At 40.3% G+C, this 21,862-nt stretch carries 12 protein-coding genes; 8 read left to right on the forward strand and 4 right to left on the reverse strand.

Annotated features, from left to right (window positions below):
- The first annotated feature begins 5 nt into the window (after positions 1–5).
- The 6 genes from M2408_RS05495 (at position 6) to M2408_RS05520 (ending at position 13,403) form a co-directional block, all read left to right on the forward strand.
- Positions 6–1,721, forward strand: a complete 1,716-nt coding sequence (locus M2408_RS05495; protein WP_259180000.1) for a GMC oxidoreductase — start codon at positions 6–8, stop codon at positions 1,719–1,721.
- Positions 1,722–2,113: 392 nt separating this feature from the next.
- Complete coding sequence (locus M2408_RS05500) at positions 2,114–5,290, forward strand: TonB-dependent receptor (protein WP_259180002.1); 3,177 nt, start codon at positions 2,114–2,116, stop codon at positions 5,288–5,290.
- A gap of 17 nt (positions 5,291–5,307) precedes the next feature.
- The gene (locus M2408_RS05505) at positions 5,308–6,870 is read left to right on the forward strand and encodes a RagB/SusD family nutrient uptake outer membrane protein (protein ID WP_259180003.1); all 1,563 of its coding nucleotides are present in this window, start codon (positions 5,308–5,310) and stop codon (positions 6,868–6,870) included.
- A gap of 718 nt (positions 6,871–7,588) precedes the next feature.
- Positions 7,589–10,648 (forward strand): SusC/RagA family TonB-linked outer membrane protein, encoded by a 3,060-nt coding sequence (locus M2408_RS05510; RefSeq protein ID WP_259180006.1) that lies wholly within the window; start codon positions 7,589–7,591, stop codon positions 10,646–10,648.
- A 14-nt stretch (positions 10,649–10,662) separates the two neighbouring features.
- Complete coding sequence (locus M2408_RS05515) at positions 10,663–12,294, forward strand: RagB/SusD family nutrient uptake outer membrane protein (RefSeq protein WP_259180007.1); 1,632 nt, start codon at positions 10,663–10,665, stop codon at positions 12,292–12,294.
- A gap of 215 nt (positions 12,295–12,509) precedes the next feature.
- Entirely contained in the window at positions 12,510–13,403 is an 894-nt protein-coding gene (locus M2408_RS05520) for an alkaline phosphatase (RefSeq protein WP_259180008.1), read from the forward strand.
- Between the two features lie 74 nt (positions 13,404–13,477).
- Here M2408_RS05520 and nrdF read toward each other — a convergent pair whose 3' ends face one another.
- The 4 genes from nrdF to M2408_RS05540 all read right to left on the reverse strand — a co-directional run bounded on the left by nrdF (position 13,478) and on the right by M2408_RS05540 (position 17,338).
- Positions 13,478–14,464, reverse strand: a complete 987-nt coding sequence (gene nrdF, locus M2408_RS05525; RefSeq protein ID WP_257087099.1) for a class 1b ribonucleoside-diphosphate reductase subunit beta — start codon at positions 14,462–14,464, stop codon at positions 13,478–13,480.
- 132 nt (positions 14,465–14,596) lie between these two features.
- Positions 14,597–16,702: a class 1b ribonucleoside-diphosphate reductase subunit alpha gene (gene nrdE / locus M2408_RS05530; RefSeq protein ID WP_259180017.1), complete on the reverse strand. Its 2,106-nt coding sequence runs from the start codon at positions 16,700–16,702 to the stop codon at positions 14,597–14,599.
- Positions 16,662–17,069: a class Ib ribonucleoside-diphosphate reductase assembly flavoprotein NrdI gene (gene nrdI, locus M2408_RS05535; RefSeq protein ID WP_223581801.1), complete on the reverse strand. Its 408-nt coding sequence runs from the start codon at positions 17,067–17,069 to the stop codon at positions 16,662–16,664. Before nrdI ends, nrdE begins: the two co-directional genes overlap by 41 nt.
- 35 nt (positions 17,070–17,104) lie before the next feature.
- Entirely contained in the window at positions 17,105–17,338 is a 234-nt protein-coding gene (locus M2408_RS05540; RefSeq protein ID WP_077437059.1) for a co-chaperone YbbN, read from the reverse strand.
- A gap of 357 nt (positions 17,339–17,695) precedes the next feature.
- Here M2408_RS05540 and M2408_RS05545 point away from each other — a divergent pair, with 357 nt between their 5' ends.
- Positions 17,696–20,098 carry a prolyl oligopeptidase family serine peptidase gene (locus M2408_RS05545; protein ID WP_259180024.1) on the forward strand — a complete coding sequence of 801 codons (2,403 nt, stop codon included), beginning with the start codon at positions 17,696–17,698 and terminating at the stop codon, positions 20,096–20,098.
- A gap of 427 nt (positions 20,099–20,525) precedes the next feature.
- Complete coding sequence (locus M2408_RS05550) at positions 20,526–21,395, forward strand: AraC family transcriptional regulator (RefSeq protein WP_120260223.1); 870 nt, start codon at positions 20,526–20,528, stop codon at positions 21,393–21,395.
- The last annotated feature ends 467 nt before the right edge of the window (positions 21,396–21,862 follow it).

Consider the following 21,862-nt stretch of genomic DNA (forward strand, 5'->3'; position numbering starts at 1 on the left):
CCAATATGGCAAATCTAAATATTGACAGTGAAAAAAATAGAACCTATGATGCTATCGTGATAGGTTCGGGAATTAGTGGTGGCTGGTCTGCAAAGGAATTGTGTGAGAAAGGACTAAAGACCCTGGTATTGGAACGTGGCCGTGATGTACAGCATATTAAGGATTATCCAACCACGAATATGATGCCTTGGGAGTTTGAACATCGGAATGAGATGCCTTATAAAGTGAAAGAGGAGAATCCGATTGTCAGCAAATGTTATGCTTTTCATGAAGATGCCGCACATTTCTTTGTAAAGGACAATGAGCACCCTTATATACAGGAAAAACCTTTTGATTGGATCCGAGGATATCAGGTTGGCGGAAAATCTTTGTTATGGGCGAGACAGACGCAGCGTTGGTCCGACTTTGACTTTGAAGGTCCCGCACGTGATGGTTTTGCCGTAGATTGGCCTATACGCTATGCTGATTTAGCGCCATGGTATGCATATGCAGAGAAGTTTGCCGGCATTGCTGGGGATCATGATGGACTGCCAGAGCTGCCAGACGGTGAATTTTTGCCCGGTTATCCGTTAAATATTGTAGAGAAGTATTTTAAAGAGAAAGTTCAGAAAAAATTCCCGGAACGTAAGGTGATCTCGGCACGTTGTGCACACCTTTCCAAACCCAACCAGATTCACATTGATCAAGGTCGTGTACAATGCCAAAATCGTGTACTCTGTCAGAGAGGATGTCCTTTTGGAGGGTATTTCAGTTCCAATGCAACGACAATTCCTTGGGCCGCTAAAACCGGAAATATGACCCTTCGTCCACATTCGGTGGTTCACTCGATCTTATACGATGAACAAAAAGGAAAAGCTGTAGGTGTTCGGGTCATTGATACAGATACCAAAGAGGAGATTGATTTCTATGCAAAATTGATTTTTGTCAATGCAGCTGCCATCAATACCAATCTGATCTTGTTGAATTCCAAATCTAACCGCTTTCCGAATGGTTTGGGAAATGACAGTGGTGTATTGGGAAAATATGTCGCTTTCCACAACTATAGTGCACGTATTTATGCCGAATACGAAGGACTGTTGGATTATACTGCGGAGGGAAGAAATCCTGCCGGCGGTGGATACATTCCTCGCTTTCGCAACCTACATAAACAGGAAACAGATTTCTTACGCGGCTATGCGGCAGGTTTTGGTGCATCACGAAGCAAAGAATCAGACCGCTCTGGCCTAGGGTTAGGACTTAAAGAGAATTTGTTAAACCCGAAATTGGGTATTTGGCAGGTTGGTTCGCATATGATGGGTGAGACAATACCAAAAGAATCAGGTATGGTGTCTCTAGATGCTAATAAAACAGATGATTGGGGAATTCCATTGTTGAAGATTGCCGTCGATTATGACGACAATGACGAAAAAATGAAAAAAGATTATATTTCGGTCATGACCGAAATGTTTACCGATGCCGGTTTCACAAATATTCGACCAGACACACATTGGCAAGCTCCGGGGCTGGATATTCATGAGATGGGTGGTGCACGCATGGGACACGATCCGAAAACATCTGTATTGAACAAATGGAACCAGATGCATGCGGTAAAAAATGTTTTCGTTACGGATGGTGCCTGTATGACTTCGACATCAACGCAAAATCCTTCATTGACCTACATGGCGTTCTCAGCACGTTCCGTGGATTATGCCATCAGCGAAATGAAGAAGGGAAATATATAGCTTCAACTGGGAAAGATTTTGGAAATAAATCTTTCCCAGTTGAAATTAAAACACTAAATTACGGCCTTAATTAAGATATTAACACCAGAAAAACATAACCAAATAAGAAAAGAAAAACAGAAACTAAACAGTATAAACCAAACGAACAAACCAAATTTTTTTACAAAAAAAGCAAAAGCGATTTAGCATTTTTTCTGTACTTATGGCGATCAATTAAACTGAGATAAAATTGATGCTTTGAGGGAAGGGATATTAAATCGAAAAAATTATAATGGAAGGGATTATGAGCTAAAACCTTTTATTATAATCGATTATAAGGGAAAACTAAATTAAACTAAACGTTTCTAGTATTATTTTGCTAAAACGTTTTTATAAACCAAATCACTATTAATATGAGCACAGTTGACGTAAAATCATTTGTGCAGCTTGGGAAAAAATCAAAGTTATTTTTCTCATTGGCTGTCATTGCTGGTACATTTCAACAAGTCAATGCCGCTGTAGCAACTTCAGCGAATTACGAAGGTAAATCCTTTGTAAAAGAAGTTCGTAATCTGCAGCAGCAATTGAAAGGAAAAGTATTGGATGCTACCGGAAAACCACTTGTAGGAGCTTCTGTAGCAGTTAAGGGAACCTCTAATGGTACCCAATCGGATGCACAGGGGAATTTCTCTGTGGAAGCAAAATCTGGTGATGTACTGGTTGTTACTTCGGTCGGTTATAAATCGAAAGAGGTGACTGTCGCTGGTGCTACCATCACCGTACAATTGGAAGAGGATCAGGGCCAATTGGATGAAGTCGTTGTTGTCGGTTACGGTACGATGCGCAAATCGGATGTAACCGGTTCCATTGCGATGGTCAAAGGTGCTGACATGATTAAAGATCAAAGTTTTAGCCCTTTGGATGCCTTGAGAGGTAAAGCATCAGGGGTAAACATTTTCTCCAATTCGAGCCAGCCTGGCGCTTATGCGAATAGGGTGGTGATTCGCGGTGTTGCGACAATCAACTCTTCTTCAAACCCACTATATGTGGTGGATGGTGTTGTGATGGAAGATTTCCATTTGTTGAATCCGAATGATATTGAAAACATCGAAGTCTTAAAAGATGCCTCTTCAGCAGCCATTTACGGTGCTCGTGGAGCGAACGGTGTTATCTTAGTAACAACAAAACGTGGGAGTAAAGATGGAACACGTACAATCAGTTATCAAGGATCGGCTGGTGTAAGTTCTGTGCAGCGTTATATGGATGTATTGAATGCCCAGGAATGGGTTGATGCCTTTATGATCGGTCTGGAAAATGAAAATAAATATGCTGCACAATTTTTAAAAGATAGAGATAAAAACTGGACGCCTTGGTCATTAAATAAAAAAGACTGGTTCAATGATCCGAACTACTTTGATGGCAGTGGAAATCCATTATATGATACGGATTGGCAGCGGGAAGCAACAAGAACGGCCATTTCACATAATCACCAGTTAAATGTACAGCAAGGTGATGAGAAGTCATCGGTAGGCGCTTTCTTAAACTATACGGATCAACAAGGTGTAGTAAACAATACCTGGAATAAACGTGTGAATGGGAAGCTATCTTATGATGCCAAGCCTACCTCTTGGTTGTCTACAGCTATTAATATGACGGTTAATCATACTTGGGGACGTTATACCCCTGAAGATGGAGGTGGTCAGGAAGCGCGTCGGACGATGATCGAAATGTTGCCATGGTATCCTGTATTTGATAAGAATGGTCAATATACCAATTCATCTTCCTCTACAGTCTCTGAGAAATTAGGGTTCGAAGGAATGGCGAATCCGGTGTCAATCTTGGATTTGCAAAAGCGAATGCGTTACAATACCCAGATTTTTGGAAATGCCGCGTTGACCTTCCACCTGGCAGACGGCTTGGACCTAAAGACCCAATTGGGTATTGATAGCCACCGAAAAATCTATAAGGGCTACTCTTCCATATCCTTAAACAATATTTCAAGACCGAATGGTTGGGCCGAGATCAATAATACCAATACGCTTTATTGGCAAGAAGAAACTTATTTGACGTATAATAAGCAATTCGACAAACATCGGATCAATGGGATGGCTGGTTTGTCTTGGCAAGCGAGAACTTATGATAACGACCGTTCGCGGACAACAGGTTTCTTTGATGATTTTTACGAATATAATAACTTAGGCATCGGTATTACACCTGATCCATCAACATCAGCCTGGAACAGATGGGCAATGAACTCCTATTTCCTGCGTGCGGCCTATTCATACGATGACCGTTATTCAGCGACTGTTACTGGCCGTTACGATGGTTCGTCCAAATTTGGTAAAAACAACAAATATGCCTTTTTCCCATCCGTAGGTTTAGCATGGAATATCTCCAATGAAGACTTCTTGAAAGGAAGCGAATCTGTCAGCAATATGAAATTGCATACCAGTTTTGGTATGACGGGTAACTCTGAGATCGATCCGTACAAATCATTGGCTATTGTGGATGCTGGAACCATCTTATTAGATAATAATCGGGCTCCATATTCTTTTGTCAATACCATTGCCAATCCCGATCTAAAATGGGAGAAAACCGCACAGTTTGATGTTGGTGTAGAATTGGGATTATGGCAGAACCGGTTGAATTTTGACGTTTCTTATTATCGTAAAAAAACCACAGATCTATTGTTGGACGCACCTTTACCAACGGCTTCTGGATTTAGTACTGTCATGAAAAATATCGGTTCTGTCCAAAACCAGGGTCTGGATATTATGGTTAACGGAACGATTATAGACAACGAAGACTTCAATTGGAAAGCGTCCGTGAATGCCAACTACAATAAAAATAAAGTATTGACATTGGGTGAGAATAATGCGGACATCCTGATGAATAGCTGGGTAGGCGGTGCGAATAGTATTATTCGCGTGGGTGAAAACTTAAATAGCTTTTATGGTTATAGAAGGTTAGGTGTTTATACACAGGCTGACGTGGATGCTGGCGAAGCGAAACTGGAAGATATTGGCCGAGCGAAACGCACCAAAGATAAGGAAATTATTGGTAAAGGATTACCAGATTGGACGGGAAGCTTCGTGAATAATTTAAGATACAAGAATTTTGACTTTACACTCGATCTTCAATTTGTGAAAGGCGTAGAGATTATGCAGCAATTCTTCCACTCCACTTATGACCGTTTTGGTATTACCAACGGCTTGAAAGAGATCTTGACAGACGCTTATAATGGTTCAAATCCAAATACAAAGGAGCAAGCGATTTATCTGACCAATGGCGGACACCGTGGACAGGACTCTAATGTGGACGATGCATGGATTGCAGATGGATCTTACCTGCGTGTCAATTTAATTCAGCTTGGGTACACCTTTAAACCTGATGCGCTGAAACGTATTGGTCTACAGAGATTAAGAATCTATGCAAATGCGAACAATCCGTTCTTATTTACTTCGAACGATTTCAAAGGTTATGATCCAGAGAGTACTTCGCAAGGGGAAGGTAAATTTGGACAAAATATGACCTTTTTCGCATATCCAAGAGCGAAAACTTTCTCGTTGGGGGTAAATGTTACATTTTAATCTAGAACTTATCAAAAATGAAAAATAAATTATTTCTGTTGTTGCTAGCCGGCATGGCGTTGACAACATCTTGCAATAAATTTTTGGAAGAGGAGCCAAGGTCCAATTTATCCTTGGAACAGTATTATGCAAATGACGGTCAAGCAATGGCAACGGTGAATTCGCTTTACCGCCGTGGGGCTCCATCACGCTACTCTGTCGCCGCAAGTGCTTATGTGGGGCCTACAGCTTCAATTAACACGATGCTCACCGGTTACTTTATCAATACCTATGAAGGTCAGGAGCAAATCTGTTTGTTTGCGAGACAGCTGACAAGACAACAAAATACCAGTGTGGTATCGAGCACCATGAATACCATTTGGGATGAAAGCTATAAAGCGATCAATATCGCCAATGCGGGTGTCAAATATATACCTGGGATCAATATGGATGAATCCCGGAAAAAGACCTTATTGGCCGAAACAAAGTTCTTCAGAGCGTACAATTATTTTTATCTGGTTAAAACATTTGGTGCAATTCCGCTATCAGTGAAACCAAATGAGACGCTGGCAGACGAGCTTTATTTAGATAGAACAGATGTTGCTAAAGTTTATGAGCTGATTGAAACGGATCTGAAAGATGCTGTCGCTGATTTGCCTGCGGCTACCTTTGCTGCAAGGGGACACCGTATTGGGAAGTATGTCGCGGCAATGACCCTGGCGAGTGTTTATTTGCAACAAGGTAAATATGCTGATGCGGCAGCTGCGGCTAAGATCGTCATCAATTCACCACATAAGATGACAGCCAATGTGGATCTGCAATTCAATAGCGCGTACAATAAGTTGCGCACTACCGATGATCTTGAAGAAGTAATTTACGCACAAGAGTATGATGCGACAATCAACAATAGTGGTTGGTGGACAACTTATGCTTTTAGTTCTTCGGCTACTTCAGTTTTTGACAAATATTCAATTTTTGAACGAATTTATGGCCCAACTAATCAGTTCTTGAATGCCTATAATACGAAAGATTTACGTATTCAACCGAATCAGTTTTTCCATTATAAATACACCAATCCGGTAAATGGTAAAACCTGGACTTCGGATGTACCGGGCATTTGGTATTACTTTGACGAGCAAGCGGCAACCGTAACGGGTCGCGGAACCAAAGACTGGAATTTCTACCGTTTCCCTGAAGCCTTGTTGATCGCAGCAGAGGGTATTGCCAAATCAACTGGCGTTAGTGCAGAAGCAGCTGGTTATCTAGCTCAGGTAAAGGCTCGTGCAAATACCGAAGGTAAAACAGTTGCCACATGGACAACAGAATTACAAACCTTATCTGCTGACAATTTTGTCAAAGAATGTTGGAGAGAACGGTTGCGGGAGTTCCCATTGGAATTCAAGATGTGGGATGATATCCTACGGACGAAGATGTTCCCTGTAATTTCTACGACAGAAGCCGGAAAAATAGACTTTGTACCTTTAATCGGTGCGAAAAATGCATCCGGAGCAACGTTTAAAGAAACCGATTTATTATGGCCTATTTCTCCTGATGAGATCCAACGTAACAATAAATTGACCCAGAATCCAGGGTATCAATAGACAATACATAGCATAAGAAATGGCCGTCCTCATGATGGCCATTTTTTTTGAGAAAAATTGCTGACCTACAAACTCAATATCCTATACTTTCCAATTTCCCTCCACAACAGGTATCGTATAAAATGCGTTGAAATTAATATCGCTTGGCGCTCAAACAAGGATCATTCATCTGAATCAATGCCCAAAGTCTTTCTCCTTATTGGGCCCCCTTTCCCTGATTATGTAAAACCTTTACTTCATTACCTTCGTAAAAATTAATAATTCGATAGTTTTCCTATACCAAATAGCGAGACACGCATCTAGACAACTGGGGAATATATGAGTTGTCAAGCATGCTGATCTTTTATTTTTTTTACAAAAAAACCTTTCTTTTTTTAAAATTAAAACATTATCTTCAATCCATAATCAAACACTTAAACTAAAAAATAATAACCAAAAGCGAATAAAAATCAACATTGCATAGCAATAAGCAAATTCTATATTTCGTTTTTTTTCTTTAAATAGCAAAACCGATTTTGCTATTTTTTATCATGCTTTTGTGCGTGCTTGTTCACAAGAGGTCTATTTTTTACGTTTTTTTGAATTTAAATTGAGAATCGTATCGCTCAGTTTGTCTAGCACTATGTCCTGATCCGATCAGTTTAACAGACTAATATCAATAGTAGCGTTTTAGTTACCAAATGGCTAAAACGTTTTATAAACCCAAATCACTAGTTATATGAGCAAGATTGATTTTAAAACAATTGCACAGCTACCGAAGAACACGAGGTTGTTTTTTTCGCTGGCTGTTATTGCAGGGACGATACAGCAGGCAGATGCTGCTGTCTCTGGAAATGTATTGGAGAGAACTTACTCCAGTAGTAGAATTCATGTCCAGGAGCTGATTAAAGGAAAAGTGCAGGATGTCAAAACTGGAGCAGGAATTGCTGGCGTCTCGGTGAGTATAAAAGGCTCAGATAAAGGAACAACAGCCGATGGACAGGGTAATTTTGTTATCCAGGCGAAAACCGGGGATATCCTGGTTATCTCCTCCATCGGTTACCGCTCCAATGAGGTCAAAATATCCGGAAATGGTCCATTGACTATCCAACTGACAGCGGCAGAAGATCAGCTGGAAGAAGTGATCGTCGTCGGGTACGGTACACAGAAGAAAAGCGAGGTTACCTCGGCCGTAGCATCAGTAAAAGAAAAAGACTTCAACCAAGGTGGGATGCGAAATCCAATGGATCTGGTGCAAGGTAAAGTTGCCGGCCTTAATGTCACAAGAACCCAGGGGAGTAATCCCAACTCGGGCACAAGCATTCAGCTGCGGGGAATGGCATCTATTAATGGTGGAAACGTTCCTTTAGTTGTTATAGATGGTATTCCGGGCGGAAATCTGGATCTGGTAAAACAAGGTGATATTGAGTCCATTGACGTGTTGAAAGACGGTTCTGCCGCAGCAATTTATGGTACTCGGGGTAACGGTGGGGTCATCTTGGTAACAACAAAAAAAGGGAAGTCTGGAGAACCTCGTTTTGAATATTATACCTATGGTCAGCACGAGTCCGTGGCACGAAAACCACCCATGCTCAGCGCGCAACAGTTTCGCGACTATGTGATTAAAGGGCAGAATAAACCGGATCTAGATTTGGGTGCTTCAACCGACCTCTATGATGAATTGATCAACAAAAAGAACTTTTCTAATTTTCACAATTTCGTGGCTAGCGGTGGTGGAGATAAATCCAATTATCGGGCTTCTATTAACTATGAGAATGCGGAAGGTATTGCCAAGGAAAATGGACGGCAGCAATTCGGTGGAAGGATAAACTTTTCACAAACGGGGCTGAAAGACCGCTTGACCTTTAGCGGAAATATAGCCGCAAATTTTAACAAAGCTAACCTGCTCGGTGGAAAAAAGGATAGCAATAGCGAAAGCGTCCCGGATTTTGAACAAGCCGTACAACGCAATCCGACAGCTCCATTATACAATGCAGATGGAAGCTTCTATCAGACACAGGGATACAACAATTTTAATCCATTAGGCCGCTTGGCGAACAGGGTTGATGAACGTAATCAACAGACTTTTTCGGGAGATGCCCGTTTGAAATTAAAGATTATCGAACCATTGAGTATTTCGGCTTTTGGATCCTATGTCAGGGATAATTGGAATGATAGGCAATTCCGTTCGGGCTTGGATTGGGATCAACGTCAGGATTCCGAATATCAGGGTATGGGTTATGCTTGGAAGCGCAATGAACTGAACTGGTCAAAAACGTTTGAAACGACGATGGATTACAACCAAACCTTTAACGAGAAACATACCATTACAGGCTTGCTTGGCTACAGTTTTCAATATACAGGATATGAACGCTTTGAGATGGCAAATAATGGCTTTACAACAAACGCAACGGAGGATTGGGATATGGGCTCTGGAACTGGCCTGAAAAATGATAAGCTTCCACGGCCAACAATGGGTTCTTTTAAGGAGGATAACAAGCTGATCGCCTTTTTCGGACGGGTAAACTATAATTATGCGGATAAATATTTCGTAAGTGCAATTCTTCGGCGTGAGGGATCATCTCGGTTTGGCAAGAACCATAAATGGGGAAATTTTCCAGCAATTTCAGCGGGTTGGACTGTGACCAATGAAGAATTCTTTTCCAATAAAGAGGTTATTAATAATCTGAAAGTACGTTTAGGATATGGGGTGACGGGTAATCAAGGCTTTCCAAATTATAAATCTCTTTACCTTCTGGGTGGGGGAGGAGCTTATCCGATATTCGGATCATACTATGAGACCTATGGCCCGAATTCCAACTATAATCCTGATTTAAGGTGGGAACAAAAAGCGGAAGTCAATTTCGGGGTGGATTTTGGCCTATGGAACAACCGCCTGACAGGATCGATCGATCTGTATAACCGGAAAACAAAAGATCTGCTCTATGAATATCAAGCACAGCAACCTTCTTATACACAGTCCAAAATATGGTACAATGTCGGGGAAGTATCCAACAAAGGGGTAGAACTGCAGCTGACTGCTGTTCCAATTCAAAAAGAGGATTTTAAATGGACGGTGGATTTCACCGGGAATTACCAAAAGAACAAGCTAGTCAAAATGTCGAGTGACGTGTTTAAAAGTGATTTCCTTGAATATGGTGGTCTGCCTTCGCCAGGAAATCTTGGGAATGCAATCCGATTGGAAGAAGGTGGAGAAATCGGATCTTTCTACGGCAAACGTTTCGCCGGATTTACAGAGGATGGGAAATGGCAGTTCTACAGAGCTGACGGCAGTAAAGGTACTGCAGCGGAAATGACCAATGACGATCGTGCTTACATTGGTAATGGTGTTCCTAAATTTCAAGCCTCATTGGGGAATCGTTTCGCCTATAAAGGTTTTGACCTGACGATATTTTTCCGGGGCAAATTCAAATACGATATCCTCAACACTGCTGATATGTTTTTTGGTAACCAGAAATGGCTTCCAAATAACGTCTTTGAAAGCGCTTTTACCAAACATGCCAATATTAAAGATGATCCGCAATATTCAGATTATTACTTAGAAAATGGCAGCTTCGTTAAACTCGACAATATCACATTGGGGTATAATTTCAAGTTGAAGACTGACTATATAAGAAATCTTTATGTGTATATGACTGGAAGAAATATTGCCACAATAACGAAATACTCGGGCCTGGATCCTGAACTTAAGGATACTGGCTTTGATGCGGGTATTGACAGTCGTGGATTCTATCCAAGGACAAGATCATGGACAATAGGTTTAAATGTTGGATTTTAAAAAAAATTATACAGATGAAAAAGATCAATCACTATATATTTCCTGTCGTGATGGCAGCGGTTTGCGCAAATGGACTTCAATCCTGTACAAAATTGGATGAGAATGTATATAGCTCAATACCCAAGGAAGATTTTTACAAAGACAAAAGGGAAGTGATGCAGGCTGCAATGCGTCCATTTACACATATGCAATCCTGGCTGGCGCCCACGGGGGGCAGTGGTTATTATTATCATTCGGAACTGAGTGCTGATCAAGTCGCCTGGCCGCAAAAGGGCAGACATGGTTACGATAGTGGTGACCATATCCGTCAGCATTATCATACTTGGACAAGTACGGAAAGCCGGACAAAAAGTGCGTGGGAAGGTATGTGGACAGGCTTGGGCTTTGTGAACAATGCAATTCATGATATTGAAGCTACTGATATCGCAAAAGTTGGAATGACCCAGGCGGAGAAGGATATTGTCATCACGCAGCTCAAAGTGATGCGGGCCTTTCATTATATCAGAATCATGGACTTATGGGGAAATGTACCCATTGCTACGGAAATTGTTGATAAACCCATAAACCCGGAGACTAAGCCCAGAGCTGAGGTCTTTGCATTTATTCAGGCTGAGCTGGAGCAAAATGTCCCTAAACTGCCAAAAACCGAGAAAAGTAATGTCGGGGAAATATCAATGGCAGCAGGTTATGCTATGCTCGCCGAGCTGTATTTAAATGCAGAGAAATGGGGCGGAAAAAAAATGTATGACCAGTGTATTCAGGTTTGTGATAAAATCATTTCAGGCCAGGCCGGTGGTGTAGGTGGTACACCAGCGTTATCCAATGACCTTATTTCGCTCTATAGTAATAATAATAGTGCAAACCCAGAGTCTCTTTTCCAATTTCAATATAGTCGCAAAGCTGGATTAACCTTCGACTGGGGTGGTTTTTATATGGGCTATGACTATATGAAAGAGGTGCTGAAAGTTGGTTATGGTGGTTGGAATGCATTGGTGGTGATTCCAAGTGCGTTCAATGCTTATACCGAAAATGATCTTAGAAAGAAGGAATGGTTTTTGTTCGGTCCGCAGTATAGGTATGGGACAAGCACAGCTGTCCTTGGAACGGAAGAATATAGCGGAAAACCTTTAGTATTTGTCAACACTATCCGTCGGGAAAGTGAGGGCGATAAAACTTCAGAAGGTGGAATGACAAAAGGGGAGGAGAATTCAGGAGCACGTTTTAACAAATATAAATCAGGTACTTTGGAGGATCCAAATTACTGGGAAAATGATTATATCATTTATCGCCTGACCGAAATTTATTTTGATAAAGCTGAAGCACTGATCCGAAAAAATGGAGGCTCCGCTCCGCAAGAAGCAGTTGATTTAATTAATACTTCGCGCAAAAGAGCATTTAAAGATGCCGATTGGGCGGCGAGCAAATATACCACCGCTAGCTTAACCCTGGATGAGTTGTTGGCTGAGCGTGGCCGTGAGTTTATTTTTGAAGGTAAAAGAAGAACGGACTTAATACGTTTTGGTAAGTATACCACGGCAACCTGGTGGGATCATAAACCTTCTAATGATCCGAACAAAGAGCTGTTTCCGGTTCCATTAAATCAATTGTCTATTAATCCCAACTTAAAGCAAAATCCGGGTTATTAGTATTTAAATAAAATAATTAACCACGGAAGTCAGCCTATTATTGGCTACAATGGTTTTAAGAAAGCCGCTAGGATTTTTTTTCTAGCGGTTTTTTTAATGTGCTAGGGTTCTTATGTAACATGTTGGTTAGGTATATTAAATAATGTTTACTTAACATAATAAATAGAATAAAGTTTTTATTTTTGAATTATTAAGTCTTTGAAAGCTCAACAATTATGAAAATTAGAAATTTATTATTGCCATTCCTTTTGATAGGTCTATCTACCTCTGCTGTGATGGCACAAAGTAAAAAAATCAAACATGTCGTTTTAGTGGGATTCGATGGATTCGGTGCTTATGCCTTACCTAAAGCCGAAATGCCAAATCTCAAAAAGATGATGCAGGATGGAACCTATAGTACACATGTGCGTACCGTTTTACCTTCGTCAAGTGCGGTGAACTGGGCTTCCATGCTGATGGGGGCAGGGCCTACAACACATGGTTATACAGAATGGGATAGTAAGACTCCTGAAATCCCGTCAACGACCAAAACTGAAAATGGGATGTTTCCTTCTTTGTTTAATGCTGTAGCTCAGAAAAATCCTAAAGCTCAATTTGCTGTGGTACATAGCTGGCCTGGGATAGGGTATTTAATTGATAATAAGGTCGTCCAAAAAATCATTAATACCAAGGATGATGACGAAGCAGCATTGAATACTACTGTCGATATCATCAAAAAAGAGAAACCAACTATCACTTTTGTGCATTTCGACCAACCTGATGGCGTTGGTCATAATATAGGGCATGATACACCAGAATATTACGCTGAACTAAAAAATGTTGACCGACGGATAGGAACTTTACAACAAGCCGTCAAGGATGCAGGTATTGCTGATGAAACTATCTTTGTTGTCGCTGCGGATCACGGCGGAACGGGTAAAGGCCATGGCGGTAAATCATTGGCAGAAGTTGAGATTCCTTGGGTTATGACTGGGCCGGGGGTACCAAAAGGTAAAGAGATCAAAGGTACGGTCATGATTTATGATATCGCGCCTACATTGACCTGGTTGCTTGGCGCACCGCTTGATGCTGCTTGGCGTGGTCAGGCAATTAAAGCTTTTCAGCAATAGCATCTATTTATCCAAAAAAAATCCCCAGAAGTTTTCGCTTCTGGGGATTTTTTTATCGGATCTATTGACAATCGTTATATATCAACAACTACATCCATTTTGAAGTCATCATCTTTTAGATGGACGATCTCTGTCGCTTTTTCGTAGTTTGTCGATTTCTTAGAGAAGAAGTCGTGTTGTGTCGTTTCTGTATTCAAGCCATTCAATACAATTGGGTTGACTTGTTTTACTTCAAAGATCGGATCAAACCCTAAGTTCATCAATGCCTTGTTAGCATTGTAACGAACATATTCTTTCACCTCAGCAGTCAAACCTACTTCAGTGTAGATCTCTTCTGTATATTTCAACTCATTTTCATACAAGTTATAAAGTAAAGCCAAGAAACGTGCTTTTACCTGATCTTGATTCTTTAATTTTTTGAATTGATCTTGTGCCATCAATCCTACGAATACACCGTGAATGGATTCGTCAGCGACGATTTTCTTGATGATATCTGCAGAAGCAACCATTTCACCTTGACCACATAACCATAATGGTAGGAAAAATCCAGAATAAAACAAGAAAGATTCCAACAATACGGAAGCGGCCATAGCCATGTAGATCTCCTCATCGGAAGCATCTTCTTTATCGATAGCACGGTAATAACCGTCGATCATCTGCGCTTTGTACTGTAGGTATTTATTTTGTTGAACCCACTCGAAGATATCATTGATTTCAGCTGTCGTTGAAACCGTTGTGAAAATAGTTGAATATGATTTCGCGTGAATGGCCTCCATCATACACATATAGGACAATACAGCTTTATTCTGTAAAGTATCTATGTGGTCGATGATTTTTGGCATACCTGTATGACTCTGCAAGGTATCTAACAAGGTCAAACCACCTAATGCTTTTTTATAGGCATCTTTCATTTCTGGGCTGATACGTTTCCAACTATCGATATCCTTTGATGGAATGTATTCGGTGTCAATCCAGAATTGACGAATGTTTTGTTCCCAGAACATCAATACATAATCGTTCTCGGGAGTATTCCAATTGACAGCTTTATATGTTTTACTCATTTTTATTTTAAAGTATTAGGCATTTATTATCATGTATTTGAAGTCTGATCTGTTGATTAAGCCAAAAGTTGCCGATAACTTGGCAACTTTTGACCTACTCACATTATATATCCAAATACTAAAATCTCAAGATTAGGCTGAACAAGAGACACATTCGTCGATGGTCGATTTTCTTGTTCGTGTGTAATAAAGGGATTTCAATCCCAATTTATGTGCATAGATATAATATCTAGACAAATCTCTTGTGGAGTCTTTCGAATTGGTATGCAAAATTGTAGATACCCCTTGGTCAATATGACGTTGGATGACCGAAATCAATTTCAATACTTTGAACTGATCCATATCATATGCCGATTTGAAGTAGAAATAGTTGTCGTTTGTCAAATATGGCATTGGGTAGTAGGTGGTACTATCACCGTATTCACGCACTTCAATAATATCCACTATTGGCATGACAGACGCTGTTGCATTCATGATATAGGAAGTAGATTGATTTGGAGCAATCGCCAAACGGTACGCATGGTAGATACCATGTTCTTTGATTTTTGCTTTTAATTCTAACCAATCTTCAACAGTTGGGATGCGTATACCTTCAAACAACTCAGTTACCTTAGCTGTTTTTGGAATGTAATCACGGTTTATGTAATTATTGAAATAAGTGCCATCTGCATAGGCTGATTTCTCAAATCCAACAAATGTTTTACCACGTTCTTTGGCAATTTCCATAGATGCTTCCAATGAATAGTAGTTCATCATCATGAAGAACGTATTGGCAAAATCCAAGGCTTCATTAGATTCGTACATGATAAAGCTTTTCGCAAGGTAACCGTGTAGGTTCATCGCACCAAGTCCTACGGAGTGCAATTCGCGGTTTGCTTTTGCAATCGAAGGTACCATATCGATGTTGGTTACATCAGTGACCACTGTTAGCGCACGCATCGCTGTTTTCACCGTTTCTTTGATGCGTTTGTTGTCCATCACCGTAGCGATATTCAACGAACCAAGGTTACAGGAGATACCATAACGGATTGTATCTTGTTTGCCATAGATCTCGATATCGGATACTTGTGATACCTGCATGATCTCGGTACATAGATTGGAGAATTTTACCTGACCAATTTCATTCAGCGCATGCACACGATTGGTGTTTTCTTTGAAGAAGATATAAGGGTAACCTGATTCTTTTTGTGTCTGTGCGATCTTAACTAACAGGTGACGTGCGTTGATTTTTTTCTTTTTGACATTTGGATTGGTGATTAACTCATCGTACATCTTGTCCATATCCATTTCATCCAAGAATTGTCCATACTCTTGTACTACTGTATGTGGGTAGATCAAATAACAAGGCTCATCTTTCTCTGCTAGCTCCATGAATTTGTCCGGAACGATAATGCCAATTGAAAGCGATTTGATACGTACTTTTTCGTCCACATTGATTTTTTTACAATCAAGAAACTCTTCAATATCAGAGTGGAAAATATTTAAGTATACTGCTCCAGCACCAGGACGTTGTCCCAATTGGTTTGCATAAGAGAAGGTATCTTCCATGATTTTCATGATCGGAAGTACACCACCTGCACGGCCTTCAACGCCTTTGATAGCCTCACCACGTGCACGGATTTTGGAGATATTGAATGAAACCCCGCCACCGATAGAGGATAATTTCATAGCTGAATCAACCGCATAACCGATACCGTTTAAGTTGTCACCAATTTCATCCAAGAAACAGGATACCAATTCCCCAGAGCGTTTTTTACCTGCATTCAAGAATGTTGGTGTAGCAGGTTGGTACTCTTGATTGATCATGATCTCTGCGTATTCTATCGCTTTTTTTACACCTTCTTCTCGTGCTAAGAACAGGGATACAGCAACAACGCGGTCTTCATAGCGCTCCAAGAATTTTTCACCAGAGTCGTCGCGAAGTGCATAGCTCTGGAAAAATTTAAAGGCTGCCATAAAGGATTCGAAACGGAATTTTTTAGCATACACATAATTGAATACCTCTTCCATTTCTTCAAATGTAAACCATTGGTAAAAATCAATATAGTAGTTGTTTTCTATCAAATAGTCTATTTTTTCTTTCAATGTATAAAAGAACACAGTGTTCTTATTTACATATTCCAGGAAATATGCGCGAACAGCTTCCTTATCTTTATGTAAGCTGAACTCGTCATCATGCTTAATCATGATTTCATTATTAAGCAATATCCAGTTTTTTGCTACTTCGTTTGCTACCATCGCAAAAGTTCTTTAAGATGTCAATAAATTGGTTTATGTCTTCCATTGTTCCGGACAGTTCAAATTTGAATGCCAGTGGAATGTCGAAATCCTGTGAAATACGATCAGCTGCCAAACCGAAATTTGGACCCCAGTTGCGGTTACCACTGGAGGTTACGGAATAGATATTTTTAGCTTCTCGTTTCATGAATTCTTTTGTGTTTTCGGGCACCTGTCCAAAATTCGTGGTAAATGTGACCAAATGGCCAGGGTGATTTACCTCAAGGTCAGCACTGATTTTATGGATCTGCCAGCCAGTGATCTGTGCGACTTTGTCCATAAAACGCTGTACGTTACCCGTTCTGGAATCGTAATAAATGTGTATCATACTGCTGTCTTTAATTTAATGATACCCTCGATTTATTAAAGCGCAATGGCAGCCAATTCTTCTGGTTTAAAGCCAATGATACGGTGTTGAATTTCTTCATCTTCCAATACGATTACTGTTGGTACCGTACGGATTTTGAATTTTGCGGCCAAGTCAGGTTCATCAAAAGGATTAACCGTTTCATATTGGATACCTTTTTGATCCAAATAAGCCGATACTTGTGCACAAGGAGCACAATCGTTTTTCTCAAATTTGATAATTCTTGCCATGTTTGTATGTTTATTTTTTTTATCCAATCTTCGTAGAAAAAGAAAGGTCGTTACTTCGTTGAATTGCCAATTCTTTCATTAGCTTAACAAATATCATATATTTTCTTGCGAAGCGGTAGTTTGACTTTTCCACATTTTGGGTAAAAGTTTGTCATAGGATGCGTTTACTGCTTGTTGGTTACGCTAAGTGTTTGTTATAGTGGGTAATATGAATGTGGATAACTTTAAATCAAGAAATTTTACCTGTTTTTTACGAAACAATCTAAGTTTAATTTTACTGTCATAAAACGGCTACAATACTTGTTTTTTTTTCATAAATTTATTACATTTTATTGCCCTAATTTGCAAAATAAATTTATGAAGAAGCTATGCTATGCTCTCTTGTTGTTATTGTCGTTGAAGACGCAGGCACAGGAGAATATCACGTTCCAAAAACCGACTTCCGAAATTTTGGCGTTGGCCGATTTTATTCGACCACCTCAAATAAAAATGTCAAGTGATAACAAATGGATGTTATTCACTTACCGTTCGACCTATAAGAGCTTGGAGGAACTGGGACAGGAGGAAATGAAATTGGCCGGATTGCGTATCAATCCACGTACAAATATGGAAAGTTCAACGGTCTTTTACAATAAGATTGGCCTGAAGAAAATTGGACAACAGTTGGAAGAAACAGACTTTGTGGGCATGCCAGAAAACCCCTTTTTGTCAAATTTTGCATTCTCCCCAGACAATAACCGTTTGGCATTTACAAATACAAACGACAATGGAACGGCTTTGTTTGTACTGGATTTAGCAACACGGAGAGCGAAACAATTGACAGCTTATAATCTGAATGCAACATTGGATGCACCTTTTCAGTGGTTGGGCAATTCAACCCGATTAATTATTACGGCTTTACCAAAGGAAAAAAATGCCTTATTGGATCCTGCCAAGGATCTGCCGACGGGACCGGTCGTATCCACAAGCGATGGCAAAGTATCTCAACTCAGGACATACCAAGATTTATTGAAGAGTCCGCAGGATGAACGGAATTTTGAAACATTGGTACAGTCCAATCTACAGTTCGTCGATCTGGATGGGACGATTTCCAAATTCAAAGATAAGGATATCTATACCGGGGTTGCCTTTTCGCCAAATGGTGCCTATGTGATGGTAACAACAATTGCCAAACCCTATTCCTATGTGGTTCCGGCGTCGCGTTTTCCACAACAGACGAGGGTCTATGATCTTTCGGGAAAAGAGATTGCCCTCGTGAACGAGGTGCCTTTAACGGAGATCATGCCTAAAGGATTTTCTTCTACACGTCCAGGTAGGCGTTCTTTGCAATGGCGGGACGATCAGCCTGCAACCTTAACTTATGTTGAAGCCCTAGATGCTGGTGATGCCAACAAACCGGCAGAATTTCGCGATGCGCTTTATACATTGGACTTCCCATATACAGGTGCGGGAAAGCTGATTTTCAAAACTAAAGATCGCTATGCAGGGGTTGTTTGGGGCAACGATAAATATGCATTGGTTCATTCGCAATGGTATGATACACGTAATGCGAAAACCTTTATTGTCAATCCTTCTACTGGGGAATCCAAATTGTTGTATGATCGCAACAGCCAAGATGTCTATAATGATCCGGGTACAGTATATCAGCAAAAAAATGCCCTTGGAACATACAGTATGTATCTGGACAAGGACAAAGTCCTATTTGTAGGCAAGGGCTTTACCAAAGAAGGTGAGTTTCCTTTTGTGGAAGAGTTGGATTTGCAAACGTTAAAGAAAAAACGCTTATATACGGCTGCAGCATCTGAATTGCAGGAACGGATTGGAGAGATTGTAAATCCAAAAACCGGCGAATTGTTGATCTCGCTCCAATCGGCATCAGTCTATCCAAATTATTACCTGAAAAACATGAAATCGGGCAAACAGGTTGCATTGACAACATTGGAAAATCCATTTAAATCACTTGAAAAAGTTCATAAAGAAATCTTAAACTATAAACGTAAGGATGGGGTGGCGCTTTCGGGTACACTATATCTGCCGGCCGGCTATGATCTGAATAAAAAGGAGAAATTACCCTTATTGATGTGGGCTTATCCAAGGGAATATAAAGACAAAAATACGGCTGGCCAAAGCACGGCGAACCCAAAGGAATTTACTTTTCCAAGCTATGGATCATTTATTTATTGGGTATCAAAAGGTTATGCAGTCTTGGATAATGCTGCATTTCCCATTGTAGGAGAGGGAAAGAAAGAACCGAATGATACCTTTATTGAGCAATTGGTTGCTAATGCAGAAGCGGCAATCAATGCCGTGGATAAATTGGGTTATATCGACCGGAAAAAGGTTGCTGTGGGCGGGCATTCGTATGGGGCCTTTATGACTGCACACTTATTGTCTAATTCAAAATTATTTGCAGCTGGGATAGCGCGTTCGGGAGCTTATAATAGAACATTAACACCATTTGGCTTCCAAAGTGAGCAACGCAACTTTTGGGATGACCCAGCACTATATATGACAATGTCTCCATTTGTCAGTGCTGACCGGATGAAGACACCATTGCTGCTTATTCATGGTGGAGCGGACAATAATCCGGGAACATTTACCCTACAAACAGAACGTTATTTTCAGGCCTTAAAGAATTTGGGAGCCCCTGTGCGTATGGTGATTTTGCCACGTGAGGCCCATGGTTATGTAGCGAAGGAGAATATCTTTCACCTCCTATGGGAGCAGGATCAATTCCTTGAAAAATACTTAAAGAACTAGTCCTTGTATTTGAATGATATAACCTGCATGCTTTCGCGAGTACCAGCTATTATGAAAATCGACTGAAGGTTCTTTCGGGTCAATAAATCGGCCATAGGGAACTCATTGATGCCTTAATGGAAAAAATACGAATCAATAAAAAACAACAATTCAGAAAAAATAGGCTGTCTTTAGACAGCTTATTTTTTTGACTATCCTATAAGGAGAATAAAGTCTCATCAGGTACTTTGCGGCTGTATAAAATGCATGGTAGTGCGTTTGTGCTATGTTGTAAGTTGATGATCAATACTTGAATCGCTGGGAGACAATAGCTGAAATTAGCGTATTGCTGCTGCCTTGAAATGTTTCGTGACAGGAAGAAAGCATTGATTATGCATATAATTTTAGCTAAGTTTGGGTAATTTACCAAAGGGAAAAAGAACTAATTATGAGACCTGATATATTTCGAGAAAAATCGCCATTGTCCTCTGATGATTGCTTTGTGGTCTTTGACAGGCGAAAATCTTCTTTCACTTTTCCGGTACATATCCATCCTGAATATGAACTCAATTATGTGGAGGGGGCTTCCGGTGCGCAGCGTATCATTGGTAATTCTGTAGAAACGATCGGTGAGCAGGATCTGGTACTGATTGCGAGTCCAGAGCTTGAACATGCCTGGAAAGATGGTGAATGTCAGTCCAACGATATCCATGAAATTACGATACAGTTTCACCCCTCGCTTATTGATCAATATCTGGACAAAAAGCAATTTGCAAGTATACAGCAGCTTTTGTCAAAAGCGTCGCGTGGCGTTGTATTCGGTAAAGATACGGTTGACAGGGTGCTTCCTTTGCTTCGCATATTGACCTTGGAGCGCGATGGGTTTTATTCGGTTATGAAGCTGCTTGTCTTGCTTTATGAATTATCAAAAGGTGAGGATATCCGTGTATTATCTACAGCAACAAATTCCGTCTTGAGCAATAGTGAGTTGCTTATGGGACGCTTACAGGAATATGTTGTTGCGAATATCAACAAGGAATTGAGTCTGCCTATGGTGGCTGCGATCATGAACATGAGCAAATCGACCTTCTCTCGTTTTTTGAAATCAGCTACAACATTGAATTTTACCGACTACTTACTAGACTTCCGGATCAATATGGCCGTTCGGCTGTTAAAAGAGGAGACTCCAATTGCTGATATCGTCGAGCAATGTGGTTTTAATAGTGTTTCTTATTTCTACCGTGTATTCAAGAAGAAAAAAGGGATAACCCCCATTGAATACAGAAATAGCCTACGGAAGCAGCAGATGATTATCTAGCGGTCTGGTCGCAACTTACTCCTATACTCAGATTCTGAGTACATTCTTTCATGCATACGATACCAATAGGCAAGCAAAGGCAATTTGTCAGAGAACAGGACCATGTTGTCTGACAAACGATTGCATAGCGTTGTTCAACATTGTGAAATAATTCAATAAAAATGAACTCATAGTTCAATGAATTATTGTTTCGTTATTTATAACGTATTGTTTTTCATATCGTTGTGTTTTGTGTTGAACCAGCGCATATTTTTATTAACCTCTTTTCTTTTTAGGAGTACGCAATCGTTTGCGTTTGTTTTTATTGAGATCTACTTTTCGGAAATATGAATTAAAAGTGCAATACAAATGACCTGATCTTGCTATCCTTGGCTTTTCCTTTTCTCTAATTTCGTCCTATAGACCAATAATAGCATACCAAATTAAGTATAGACATATTATATACAATCTATCTATTTATTGTAAAC

It is taken from the genome of Sphingobacterium sp. BIGb0165 (assembly GCF_024810095.1).
Taxonomy (GTDB): Bacteria; Bacteroidota; Bacteroidia; order Sphingobacteriales; family Sphingobacteriaceae; genus Sphingobacterium; species Sphingobacterium detergens.